Raw genomic sequence first — 12,549 nt, forward strand, 5'->3', positions numbered from 1 at the left:
AAAAATACGATGTGTCATTATGGGTGAATATTTGCATTTTAAAAATCATTTTGAGCTATTTCTGATCATTGTTATTTCACAATGAAAGCAACATTGCAAATATTAAATCATTTTAAAACAATCGTGTGTGTAGTACTAATCTAAAAAGAGTGTGTGTAATATGAAAAAAAGGTTGTTATTGATTTTATCCTGCTTATTTCTAAGTATTGGATACATTGCGGCACAAACAACAAAGATCACAGGAACTGTTGTTGATGATCTGGGAGAGCCCGCCATAGGCGTATCTGTGGTAGTGAAAGGTACTACTATCGGTACTGTGACTGATGTCGAAGGAGTGTTCTCTATTAATCTTCCCGAAGGAAAAACAACATTAGTATTCTCCCTGATAGGGATGAAATCGAAAGAAGTAACTGCTAGTGCAGAAATGAGAGTGGTATTGGAACAGGATGCCAAGGTAATGAATGAAGTTGTGGTAACAGCAATGGGTATACAACGCGATCAGAAGATATTAGGATATGCTGCTACTCAAATCAAATCGGATGAAATATCTGCAGCGAAATCCGGATCTGTAATGAGCGGACTCAGCGGTAAGGTGGCCGGGGTTAATATTTCCACAGCAGGACCTGCCGGGACTTCACAAAAGGTGCTGATTCGTGGTATATCTTCATTTAATGGTAATAATCCTTTGTATATTGTTGATGGTGTGCCAATTACTAACGAACGGTCAGGGACTGACTATGTCGACTTTGGTAATAGCGCCAATGACATTAACTCGGAAGACGTAGAATCCGTAACTGTATTGAAAGGTGCATCAGCAACTGCACTTTACGGTTCGCGTGCTGCTAATGGTGTTATAATGATAACAACCAAAAGAGCGAAAAATGAAAAGCTCACTATATCTTATGACGGTGCATTTACTGCATCAAATGTTCTCCGTGTTATGCAGACCCAAGACCTATATGGACAAGGCTGGGGTGCTTGGGACAGAGCAGAGAACGGTTCGTGGGGGCCACGCCTCGATGGAACTACCCATGAGTGGGGATCAGACCAGTTGGATCCGGTAATGACAAAGCCTTTTTCATATGTGAAAGATAACCTTCGTAACTTTTACAAAACCGGTTCTGAATTAAATAACGTTTTATCGGTACGTTACGGTACAGACAAACTCGGACTTTACGCTTCTTATGGAAATGTAACCAGTAATGGTACCCTGCCTAATAACGGGGATACATATTCACGTAATACAATTTCTTTGCGCGGAAATGCAAAATGGGATAAGTTCTCAGTAGATGTGTCTATCAACTATGCACGTAAAGATATACGCCGGACACAAGAGATGGAGATGGAGCTTTTGCAACATGCAGTTGATGTGGACTATTCAGCAATGAAAGATTACAATGATGAACGTTACAATCTTGATAACTATTATACTTTCTATGCAACTAACCCCTATTGGATGATTGATAACAACTATTATCAATATCAGGACAACCACACATACGGTAAAGTTGAAGCCTCTTATCAGTTATTAAGCGGACTAAAAGCAACTGCACGACTTGGTGGGGACTTCCTGAATTTCGATAGAGAAAACTTTAATGCAAAAAACTCTTTCACTCCGGGTTCTTATAGCGACTTAGGTGGAGCTACAGCACAAAACGGATACTATTCCAATTATAGATTTAACAGAGACCAGTTGGATGCGACAGCATTCCTTACAGCTGACTATAAAATATCCGATTTCACTCTAGGCGGTACTGCCGGATGGAACTTGAATAAGCGTACATACGAGTATACCGGAGGTTATGTAAACGGCCTGGGTGTTCCTGGCTGGTATAATCTTCAGAATACAGGTTCTGCAGCATATGCCGATCAGTATAACGAAGACCGTCGTCTGATAGGTGTATTCGCTCAGGCGGAAATTGGCTATAAAAACCTTGTATATCTCAATCTGTCGGGACGTAAGGACTATTCTTCTACACTTCCTAAAGGTGAAAACAGCTATCTTTATGGAGGAGCCAACCTCTCACTTATCCTTACCGAACTTTTGCCGACACTGAAAAATTACAAAGTAGATTTTCTAAAGGTGCGTACTGCTATAGGACAAACCGGTAATGACGCAGGGGTTTACAGAACTTCTTCATGGTTTGAGCCGGTAGCAGGATCTAACTCTACATATTATTACACTTGGTTGCCTATCAACGGAGTACTGGGATTGACTGAATACAACAGGCTTCCAAGTCAGACATTGAAACCTGAAATTACGACTGAATATGAATTCGGCTTACAAGGTAGTTTCTTCGACAATCGTGTCCGTTTCGATTTTGCTTACTATAATAAACAAAGTAAAAACCAGATTATTTCAGCGACACTAGCTCCTGAGACCGGATACACATCCGAAACTCGCAATGTTGGTCGTTTAGAAAATAAAGGGGTCGAAATAGCAGCCGGATTTACACCTGTACGCACAAAAGACTGGGAATGGGATGTAAATGGCACATTTACTAAAAATACCGGTAAAGTACGTGAGCTTTGGGATGGTTTACAAGAATATACTATTGTTTCATGGCGTGGTATAGAGTATAAGATGAAAGTAGGAGAAAAAATCGGAACCTTCCAGGTACCTGACGTTGACCGTGTGAAAGATGCGAGTAGTCCTTACAATGGATATGCAATAGTTAATAATAACGGATTCCTTACACAGTCTACCAGCGATAAGAAGGTTATTGGCTCATCTCAGCCGGATTTTATCCTGGGATTGAGTACTTCCGTTAAATTTAAAGATTTCAGACTAACTGTAGTAGGAGACTGGCATAAGGGAGGATGGATGGCATCTAATACATCTTATATCACTCACTTCAATGGTAACTCTACACAAACCGTATTTAATGAACGTAATTCTTTCATTTATCCGAATTCGGTGAAAGTAGTGAACGGACAATATGTGGAAAATAATATTCCGTTGATGTCAAACCAATTTAACTACTATGGTAACTATTCATATACTCCAACAGTAAGAGACGAGATGATCATACCTAAAGATTTCTTTAAGATCAGGGAAGTAACACTTTCTTACGATGTGCCGAAGAAATTCTTAAGTTCTACTCCTTTAAGTAAAGTTGTATTAAGTTTTATCGGTCGTAATCTATTCTTGTTTACACCTAAGAAAAATAATTATGTAGATCCGGAAGTGGCAAACATGGGTAATGACTTAAATTCCGAATTCGGTGAAATATCCAGTGCAGCTTCATATCGTACTTTTGGTGGTGCCATAAAGGTTGAATTTTAAATAGAAAAATGATGAAAAAGAAGAATTTAATATACATAATCCTGTTAGTGCTTGCAACAAGCATATCGTTTACATCGTGCGATGATTATCTTGATGTAAATGAGAACTCAAATTATCCTGCCGAGGCTAATCTCGAAAGCTTATTGCCGGCTGCTGGAGCTAGTACGGTTGCCCAGTTAGGATTGAACGGACAACTTATGGGCGACGTATGGTGCCAGTATGTTACTCAGGGAAACTCTACGAATCAGTACAATACAACTGTAAATTACAATCTGACTCAAGAGTCATATAACGCTTTTTGGACCAATGCTTACGCTAATACCCTGAAAGACCTGAAAATTATGATTCCTGTAGCAGAAGAAAAAGGAGCATGGAACTATTGGTTGATAGGTAAAGTTCTCACGGCATATAATTTTCATATACTTACCGATTTGTATGGTGACATACCATTCACTGAAGCTTTGGATATAAAAAAGTATCCGGCGCCAAAATACGATGACAGTAAAACAGTTGTATATCCGGCTATTATTGCTTTATTAGATGAAGCAATAGCTAAAGGCCCTCAGGCTAAGGCTTCTGGTAATCCTATAATAGATACTAAAGATTTCTTTTTTAGAGGAGATATCGATAATTGGGTTTCTTTTGCAAAAAGCTTGAAGCTAAAAATATACATGCGTGATTTTGAAGCTAACAAGACAGAAATAGAAGCTCTTATCAGTGCAGGTGGACTATTGACAAAGAACTGTGCTTTCAGTGTATTTGAAAATGCTACTAACAAAGGAAATCCTTTGTATGAGTATAACATTCGACAACTAAATACAAAAGAAAATATAAGAGCTTGTCATACCTTCACTGAATTTCTGTTAGCGACAAACGACCCGCGTATTGAAAAAATGTACGAATTAACAGCGACAGCAGCAGATGCCATTGCAAATGGAGAAACACTTACTTACAGAGAGATGTATGGAGGTCTGCCTTGCGGAACAAAACCTTCTACGACTGCAGGAGCTGCAGATGCTGTACCTCTTGTAAATTCATCAAGATACAAACAGACTTTTGCTGACAGTGTTTATCTGATGAATGCAGCGGAAGTTAGCTTCCAGGTAGCAGAAGCCCAAGCCAGATTAGGCAAGACAAGTGAAGCAAAAGCAGCTTATGAAGAAGGGGTACGCCGCGCTTTCGATCGCTGGGGATATGATGCGACCGATTTCATAAAAGCCGGAGGCCCTTATGCATTCAATGCATCTTCTCTGGACGCCATGTTGAAAAGTATTCTTACTCAAAAATGGGTGGCTGGAGCAAAGGCTAACTCTTGGGATTCATGGATGGATCGCAACCGTACAGGTATTCCGGCAATCAGTGATGCGGAAAAAGTTCGTGAAAGCAATACTACTCCGGGACTTGCAGAGGGATATGAATTAGGAACTTTAGTAAGCCCGGGAACAACCGTACTTCAGCGTAGAGAAATACCTCGTCGTCTGCCTGTACCTAATGTTTCTGCTCTGTACAATCCTAATGCTCCGGCAACTAAACCTACACAGGAACCTCTGTGGTGGCAGGTTGCAAATGGCAAGTAAAATGAAACATCAATTCCAATTTTAGTACTTAATAAAATAAAATATGAAACAAATAAAATATATTCCATTCTTATTCTTACTGCTTCTGGGATTCTTTTCCTGTGATACATACGGAGATTATGAAATTGAATATTCTTCCATTCACCCCTTAGGCGGTAAATACAGAGTGATAGTAACAGATGAAGCGGGAACGCAGGTATACAAAAACTATTGTGAGATTTCCAATACAATAGATGGTTCTACTACTCAGTGCTGGTTGCGCATAGGAAGTTATTCCCTTAGTGGAGCAAATGCCTACTCAATCAATGGGAAAATCAATTGTGATTTGAATTCCCTTACTTTTTCAGGAACTAATATTGAAAATCTGGCAGGTAATGTAGCCTCTTCTACAAATACATTTACCCTTACAGGCGGAAAGATTACGTTAAAAGGTGCTACTGCTCCGTCAGGTACTGTGGCAGATGCTATATCTTTCACTTTCACAAATTCCCGGTTCCCAGGAAAGACCTACAAGGCCGAAGGCTACCGTTTCACTGGTTGGGATGAAGACTAAAAGTAGCTGATCAATAATAAATTGTAAAATCAAAAAGCCCGGAGTTTTTATTGCCCCGGGCTTTATACTAAAAAGGGGAAACTATGTCCGTATCCATCCCCCTCACCCTCAAATGGACGGGCATCATACAAACACTATAATGCAGTGATGTATCAATCTTGGAAGGGACTGACAGCTTATCTTAAGCCAGTCTCTTTCCCCTTTTTATTTTCTTATTATAGAGTATTTATGTTCTACGCTTATAATGCCTTTACATACAATCCGTTCTTCAAAGGCAGGCATCCTGACCATTCCCACTGATTCCATTAATCTGATGGAAGCTATATTTTCCGAGTCGGTTATTCCATAAATTTCATTTACTCCGGTTATCTTAGAAGAATAATCTAAGAGTAGTTCCAATGTCTCTTTTGCAAAGCCACGGTTCTGATATTCCGGTGAAATGTTGCATCCGATTTCGGCCCCATCATCTTCTATCTTTAGAGCACAGTCTCCAATAAGTTTTCCGGTATTCTTACAGATAATGGCCAGCCCGATCCATTCTCCTCTTTTTTCAAAATCGGGATTGCTGTTTCGATTTACAAAGTCCAGTGTTTGTTCTTTAGTAAACGGCTCCCAATATTGATATTTTGCAACTTCTGCAAGTGAGCGATAAGAGAAAACAGCATCGGCATCAGTTATTGCTATAGGTCTGAGTAAGACCCGTTCCGAGAGGATCAAATTTGATATCTTTTTATTCATATTTGAACCCTAAGTTATTCAGGATGACCGTCTCATTATTCAAAGTATTTGTAATAGTATAGGCAAAGTATTCCCGACGCAACGGATATTCATTCCTCAATTTTTTGAAAATATCAGGAGAAGCCTTTAAACGCGCAAAATCAGCCAATACGTTATATGTGTTCAGGATTGCCTCGTAAATCCGATTATCGCTATTTGAATACTGGTTGAGGTCTATAACAGGATTTACAGGGGCGGGTTCTTTAATCAACGAGATAGGCTGTTTATCCAATCCGTAATAACTCGCAATTGATTCCAGAGACATACGCGTCGCATTTGCTTTTCCGTCGGCAGAATAACCTGCTATATGAGGAGTGGCGATGTCCACCAGATTGAGATATTCCAAATCGATCTGAGGTTCGTTTTCCCAACAATCGATAATAGCGCCCGATATCTTATTCTCCTTAATTGCGTCCTTGATAGCTATGGTATCTATTATTGCGCCACGTGCCGAATTGATTATTATAGGTTTTTTCTTCAGCAAAGAGAAGAATTCTTTATCTGCCAGATGATATGTCCTATATTCACCTTCTTTTATCAGAGGAGTATGGAATGTAATTATATCCGCCTCATCCATTATCGTTTGCAGGCTAACAAAGCTATTGTCTTTTTCCTGTGCCTGTCTTGGAGGGTCGTTCAGAAGAACTTTCATCCCTAATATTTCACAGGCTTTTGCGACCTTCTTTCCTACATTACCTACTCCGACAATGCCTATTGTTTTACCCTTTAAATCGAAGCTTTTCTTTCGGGCAATTGTAATCAGGGAAGACACCACATACTGCATCACAGAACCGGAATTACACCCGGGAGCATTTTTCCAGATAATACCATGTGCGTCACAATACGCTGTATCTATATGGTCATAACCGATAGTAGCGGAGCAAATCAACTTTACATTACTATCTTTCAATATACTCTCTCCAAAATGGGTCACTGTACGGACAATCAATGTGTCCGCATCTTTTATCGTATCCTGTGTAAAAGCTGAACCATCAAGATAAGTTACATCTCCAAAATGTTCAGCAATACCTTTCAGATATGGTATATTTTTATCAGCTATTATTTTCATTTGTCAGTTTATGAAATATATTTTCTATCGGGTCTATTTCTGCTATTTCATGGTCTGCAATAAGCCGGCCTTTATCCAGCAGAATAAATCTGGTGCAGATATCCTTTACCTCATGCAGGATATGTGTTGAAAACAACACGACTTTATTTATAGATAAATCTATAAGCAGATTATTCAGGCTTTCGCGTTGGTTAGGGTCCAGTCCGCTGGTTGCCTCGTCCAGAATCAGGAATAAAGGGTCGTTAACCAAAGCCTGTGCAATCCCTACCCGCTGCCTGTTCCCTTTAGATAGGTTTTTTATCTTTTTCTTATACTCTTTTTGCAGACCTGTTTGTTCCATCACTTCCGATATACTTTCTTTATCTGCATAGTATATTCCGGCCACATAACTGAGATATTCCTTTACATACATATCTTCATATAAAGGATTATCTTCGGAAAGATAGCCTGTTTGCCGCTTTATCTCCAAAGTATTCTCAAAAAGGTTTTTCCCGGAAAAGCTTATCTGTCCGTTATCCGGGCGGATGATTCCTGCCAGAATTTTCATCAGGGTAGACTTTCCGGCTCCGTTAACACCCAGCAGCCCGATAATCTCCCCTTTATTCATAGAGAAGCTTACATCCGATAATGCTATCTGATCTCCATAGTTTTTCGATATATGTTCTACTTGTATCAAAGGCTTCTGTTTTAATAATTAAGGGTATAAAAATAACAAATCTCCCTGACATTCATCAGGGAGATTTGCCTTATTTGTATTAAAATCGTTATGATCTTGCTCTCAGCTCTTTATCAAGTGTATAGATGCCGAATCCGTTATCTTTGATCATTTTCAGAGCATCGATATATCCTTGTGCTGTTGATTCTTCTTCTACCTGCTCGTTTACAAACCATTGCAGCATGCTTTCTGTGGCATAGTCCTTTTCTTCACGGGCTATAGTAACCAGATTGTTAATCATGGCTGTAACTTTTTGCTCATGTACCAAAGTATCTTCAAATGCTGCCAACGGAGATTGCCATGATTGGGCAACTTTTGTGATTGGTTTCAGTTCTACTTTTCCACCTCTTTCAATTACATAATTGAAAAGCTTCATAGCATGTTCCTGTTCTTCGTCGAACTGGTTTTTGAACCAATGAGCGAAACCCGGCTTACCATCTGCGGCAAAATGTGCTGACATAGATAGGTAAAGATATGCAGACCAGAATTCTGCATTGATTTGCGCATTTAATGCGGCTTCTAATTTTTTACTTAACATAATAATGATATTTTTGATGATAGTTATTGTTCTGAACAATTAAGATACAATATTACAAATATAATATTAACTCATCAAAAAATATAGATATTTGTTAATAGGATATTGATAATAACTATAAAGCGGGCTGTCTCAAATACTATAACAAAATATAGATAATTATATTTCTAAAAAATATCAAAAACAATCATTAATGTTTATCGTTTAATTAAGTGAAGAATAGCATTTAATGTAACATTATCTAATAATAACCTGCTTTGTTATTGTAGATACAAAAGTAATAAATAGGTCCGCGACCTTAAATGTATGCTTCAAAAGTTAAAAACTTATCGGCAAATACATTTATCTTTGTACGCATTTATACAAAACTGAACCGAGCCAATAGAATATAAATGAAGAAATACTGGCAAATACTGAAAAAATATTCTCTCAGCCTTATTATCAGCCCTTTCCTTGTACTGATAACGGTAATGAGCGAAACCATACAGCCTCTGTATATGGCTGACATAATCGACAATGGTGTAATGCCGAAGGATCTGTCGGTAATAACCGGTGTCGGCATCAAGATGGTTGCAGTGTCTCTGATAGGATTGATAGTCAGTATCATTAACGTATATGTGTCGTCCCGCGCATCCATCGGGTTTGGCACAGACCTGAGATCAAATCTTTTCAACAAAATACAGCAGCTTTCATTTACTGAAATAGACCGTTTCAATTCGGCATCATTAATTACCCGGCTTACCAACGATATATCACGCATCCAGCAGGTAATACTGATGGGGATGCGGCTGATGCTGCGCTCTCCGCTGATGCTGGTGATGGCTATATTCTTTGTAATCAAGATCAATACCGATTTGGCTTTAATACTTATCGGGGCAGTGCCAGTTCTGGGAATCAGTGTATTCCTCATCCTCCGTAAAGGCTTCCCATTGTTTATGAAGGTACAACAGAAAGTCGATAACCTGAATGCCGTGGTAAGGGAGAACCTGATTAATATCCGTGTGGTGAAATCCTTTGTCAGAGAAGATTTTGAGAGCAAAAAGTTTACCCGTAGCAGCGAAGATCTGCGTGATATGGTTATCAGGGCATCCAATATTGTTGTTACGATGTTCCCTGTCATGCAACTGATAATGAATGTATCTACCATCGTCATACTTTGGGTAGGCGGGGGAAAGGTTATATCCGGTGAACTGAAGGTGGGAGAATTGATCTCATTCGTGAACTATCTGGTGCAAATATTGATGGCTCTGATGCTGCTTTCGATGGTAATAATGGGAATTGCTCGAGCCTCGGCTTCATCGGAACGCATACTGGAGGTACTCGATACAGAGCCTTCATTGGCTGATACTAAAGAAGGCTTGCTGAATAAACACAAGGTGACTAAAGGAGAGGTCACATTCCGCAATGTCTATTTCCGTTATAGCGGAGGAGAGAACGATGTCCTTAAAGACATCAGCTTCCATGCCCATCAGGGGGAAACCATAGCGGTGGTAGGAGCAACAGGTGCGGCAAAAAGTTCAATGCTCCAGCTTATTCCCCGGTTATACGACACTACAGGGGGCGAAGTGTTAATAGACGGGATAAACGTGAAAGACTATAGTCTAGATGAACTTCACTCGGAGATAGGCATGGTATTGCAAAAGAACGAATTGTTTACAGGAACTATCATAGACAACCTCCGTTGGGGAAAACCCGATGCTACGACAGAAGAGGTGGAGGAAGCTGCTAAAGCGGCACAGGCCCACGACTTCATAATGTCCTTTACAGACGGATACAATACACTCTTGGGAAGGGGTGGTATAAATGTATCAGGCGGACAGAAACAACGGATTTGTATAGCCCGCGCCCTGTTACGCAAGCCTAAGATTCTCATTCTCGACGATAGCACCAGTGCTGTGGACTCGGAGACCGAGCAAAAGATCCGCCACAACCTTGATAACCTGCTCCACGCCACAACCGTATTTATCATCACACAACGTATAAACACGATGCAGTCTGCCGACAGGGTTATTGTGCTCGAAGACGGAGAGATAGATGCCATCGGCAAGCCATCCGAACTGATAGAGAGATCGAAGGTATATAAGGAAATATATAACTCACAGCAAATAGCATTCTGAGATATGGCACACGGAGACCACTACAAGCATACAGGAAAACCAACGGAGGGAAGGAAAACATTCCTGCGGCTAATGTCATATCTTACCTGCGATAAGAAACTGCTCTCGGTGATCGGCTTTCTTATTATTGTCAGCATAGTATCCAGCCTGCTGGGTTCATATATGCTTCGTCCTATTATCAACGACTATATTCTGCCAGGTGATTTCAACGGGCTTGTAAAAATACTTCTCGTATTGGCAGGTATTTATCTGGCCGGGGTCGTAGCTACTTATATCCAGTACATTCTTCTGAATAAAATAGGGCAGAATACAGTGACCCGCATGCGTACCGACCTGTTCAAAAAGATGGAACAGTTGCCGATCAAATATTTTGATACTCATCAGCATGGCGACCTGATGAGCCGTTATACGAACGATATAGACCAGATAAGCACCGCACTTACCGACAGCCTGTCCGATATGCTTTCCAGCGCACTGATGCTGGTAGGCATCTTTGCCCTGATGATATACATCAGCCCGATACTAACGTTGGTAACCCTGATTACCGTTCCGCTTATGTTTATCAGTGCCAAACTGATCGTAAAGCGGAGCCGTAAGTACTTCAAGGCTCAGCAAGAGAGACTGGGTGAGGTAAACGGATACATCGAAGAAATGATAAGCGGGCAAAAGGTAATCAAAGTATTCGGACACGAAAAGAAAGTAGAAGCCGACTTCGATGTAATCAATCAGAATCTGAAAGGGAAATCTGAGAAAGCCCAGTTCTATTCGGGTATGATGATGCCCGTAATGCAGAACCTGAACACACTTAACTATGTCATTATTACTATTGTGGGGGCATTGCTTGCCATATTCAGAGGTTTTGATGTCGGTGGACTTGCCGCCTTTCTGCAATATTCACGCCAGTTCGGCCGGCCGATAAACGAGCTTGCGAGCCTGTACAACAGTATACAGGCTGCAATAGCAGGGGCTGAACGTATCTTTCAGGTGATAGATGAAGAACCTGAACAAGCCGATGCACCCGATGCTATCAGCCTCCGTAATGTAAATGGCGATCTGGAAATGAAAGACGTCTACTTCGGCTACAAACCTGAGAAACTTATCCTGAAAGGAGTATCCCTGCATGCTACTCTGGGGACTAAGATCGCACTGGTGGGTGAAACCGGTGCCGGTAAAACAACGATACTCAATATGCTGCCCCGCTTCTTTGATATCAAATCGGGAGAAATAACTATAGATGGTATTTCTACCCGGAATATCAGACGTGAAGATCTTCGCCGGTCGATGGCTATTGTTTTGCAGGATACTCATCTATTTACAGGGACTGTGCGCGAGAATATCCGCTTCGGTCGGCTCGATGCAACTGACGAAGAGGTAGTACAGGCCGCAAAACTGACAGCCGCACATTCTTTTATCAAACGTTTGCCGCAAGGTTATGATACTGTACTCGAAAATGATGGGGCAAATCTTAGTCAGGGGCAACGTCAGTTGCTCAATATTGCCCGTGCAGCTGTAGCCGACCCTCCGATACTACTGCTCGACGAAGCTACAAGTAATATCGATACTCGCAGTGAACTGCTTATACAGAAAGGGCTCGACCAACTGATGGAAGGACGTACCAGCCTGATTATAGCCCACCGCCTGTCTACAATCATGAATGCGGATAGAATTCTGGTAATGGATCACGGACAAATCATAGAGCAAGGCAGCCATAAAGAATTGCTGGATATCAAAGGCAAATATTATTCTTTATATCAGGAACAATTCGAAGAATTTTAATTTTTTTCTACGCGGAATTAAAATTCCTTGTATTCCTTTTGGCCAAAGCCCCAAAAGGAACCAAAAATGCTTTAGCGCCCCGCTTCAAAGGCCGACCCGTAACGGACTAAAAAACGAAACGGAAAAACTCGCACTAAACAT

At 40.6% G+C, this 12,549-nt stretch carries 9 protein-coding genes; 5 read left to right on the plus strand and 4 right to left on the minus strand.

All coding sequences use genetic code 11. The annotated features are described in order from the left end of the window. The first annotated feature begins 160 nt into the window (after window positions 1–160). The 3 genes from QZL88_RS13155 to QZL88_RS13165 are packed head-to-tail and all read left to right on the plus strand — an operon-like array spanning window position 161 to window position 5,416. Entirely contained in the window at window positions 161–3,286 is a 3,126-nt protein-coding gene (locus QZL88_RS13155; protein WP_296941818.1) for a SusC/RagA family TonB-linked outer membrane protein, read from the plus strand. An 11-nt stretch (window positions 3,287–3,297) separates the two neighbouring features. Further along, window positions 3,298–4,863 carry a SusD/RagB family nutrient-binding outer membrane lipoprotein gene (locus QZL88_RS13160; protein WP_296941820.1) on the plus strand — a complete coding sequence of 522 codons (1,566 nt, stop codon included), beginning with the start codon at window positions 3,298–3,300 and terminating at the stop codon, window positions 4,861–4,863. Between the two features lie 43 nt (window positions 4,864–4,906). Beyond that, entirely contained in the window at window positions 4,907–5,416 is a 510-nt protein-coding gene (locus QZL88_RS13165) for a lipid-binding protein (protein ID WP_296941822.1), read from the plus strand. Window positions 5,417–5,620: 204 nt separating this feature from the next. Here the strand turns inward: QZL88_RS13165 and QZL88_RS13170 are convergent, their stop codons facing one another. The 4 genes from QZL88_RS13170 to QZL88_RS13185 all read right to left on the minus strand — a co-directional run bounded on the left by QZL88_RS13170 (window position 5,621) and on the right by QZL88_RS13185 (window position 8,515). Next, window positions 5,621–6,154: a GNAT family N-acetyltransferase gene (locus tag QZL88_RS13170; RefSeq protein ID WP_296941824.1), complete on the minus strand. Its 534-nt coding sequence runs from the start codon at window positions 6,152–6,154 to the stop codon at window positions 5,621–5,623. Then, window positions 6,147–7,262, minus strand: a complete 1,116-nt coding sequence (pdxB, locus tag QZL88_RS13175; RefSeq protein WP_296941826.1) for a 4-phosphoerythronate dehydrogenase PdxB — start codon at window positions 7,260–7,262, stop codon at window positions 6,147–6,149. The genes QZL88_RS13170 and pdxB overlap by 8 nt, the downstream gene beginning before the upstream one ends. After that, window positions 7,246–7,938 carry an ATP-binding cassette domain-containing protein gene (locus QZL88_RS13180; RefSeq protein WP_296941828.1) on the minus strand — a complete coding sequence of 231 codons (693 nt, stop codon included), beginning with the start codon at window positions 7,936–7,938 and terminating at the stop codon, window positions 7,246–7,248. Before QZL88_RS13180 ends, pdxB begins: the two co-directional genes overlap by 17 nt. An 88-nt stretch (window positions 7,939–8,026) precedes the next feature. Next, entirely contained in the window at window positions 8,027–8,515 is a 489-nt protein-coding gene (locus QZL88_RS13185) for a ferritin (protein WP_296941830.1), read from the minus strand. Window positions 8,516–8,907: 392 nt separating this feature from the next. Here QZL88_RS13185 and QZL88_RS13190 point away from each other — a divergent pair, with 392 nt between their 5' ends. Together QZL88_RS13190 and QZL88_RS13195 are read left to right on the plus strand one after the other, a co-directional pair. Then, window positions 8,908–10,632, plus strand: coding sequence for an ABC transporter ATP-binding protein (locus QZL88_RS13190; RefSeq protein ID WP_296941832.1), 1,725 nt, complete (start codon window positions 8,908–8,910; stop codon window positions 10,630–10,632). Between the two features lie 3 nt (window positions 10,633–10,635). Next, window positions 10,636–12,408 carry an ABC transporter ATP-binding protein gene (locus tag QZL88_RS13195; protein ID WP_296941834.1) on the plus strand — a complete coding sequence of 591 codons (1,773 nt, stop codon included), beginning with the start codon at window positions 10,636–10,638 and terminating at the stop codon, window positions 12,406–12,408. The last annotated feature ends 141 nt before the right edge of the window (window positions 12,409–12,549 follow it).

The organism is uncultured Dysgonomonas sp., assembly GCF_900079725.1.
Taxonomy (GTDB): Bacteria; Bacteroidota; Bacteroidia; order Bacteroidales; family Dysgonomonadaceae; genus Dysgonomonas.

What these genes read in the sequence shown, in the direction of transcription:
- QZL88_RS13155 (WP_296941818.1), top strand. Translation starts at nt 161, where the DNA reads ATGAAAAAAAGGTTGTTATTGATTTTATCCTGCTTATTTCTAAGTATT.
- QZL88_RS13160 (WP_296941820.1), top strand. Translation starts at nt 3,298, where the DNA reads ATGAAAAAGAAGAATTTAATATACATAATCCTGTTAGTGCTTGCAACA.
- QZL88_RS13165 (WP_296941822.1), top strand. Translation starts at nt 4,907, where the DNA reads ATGAAACAAATAAAATATATTCCATTCTTATTCTTACTGCTTCTGGGA.
- QZL88_RS13170 (WP_296941824.1), bottom strand. Translation starts at nt 6,154, where the DNA reads ATGAATAAAAAGATATCAAATTTGATCCTCTCGGAACGGGTCTTACTC.
- pdxB (WP_296941826.1), bottom strand. Translation starts at nt 7,262, where the DNA reads ATGAAAATAATAGCTGATAAAAATATACCATATCTGAAAGGTATTGCT.
- QZL88_RS13185 (WP_296941830.1), bottom strand. Translation starts at nt 8,515, where the DNA reads ATGTTAAGTAAAAAATTAGAAGCCGCATTAAATGCGCAAATCAATGCA.
- QZL88_RS13190 (WP_296941832.1), top strand. Translation starts at nt 8,908, where the DNA reads ATGAAGAAATACTGGCAAATACTGAAAAAATATTCTCTCAGCCTTATT.
- QZL88_RS13195 (WP_296941834.1), top strand. Translation starts at nt 10,636, where the DNA reads ATGGCACACGGAGACCACTACAAGCATACAGGAAAACCAACGGAGGGA.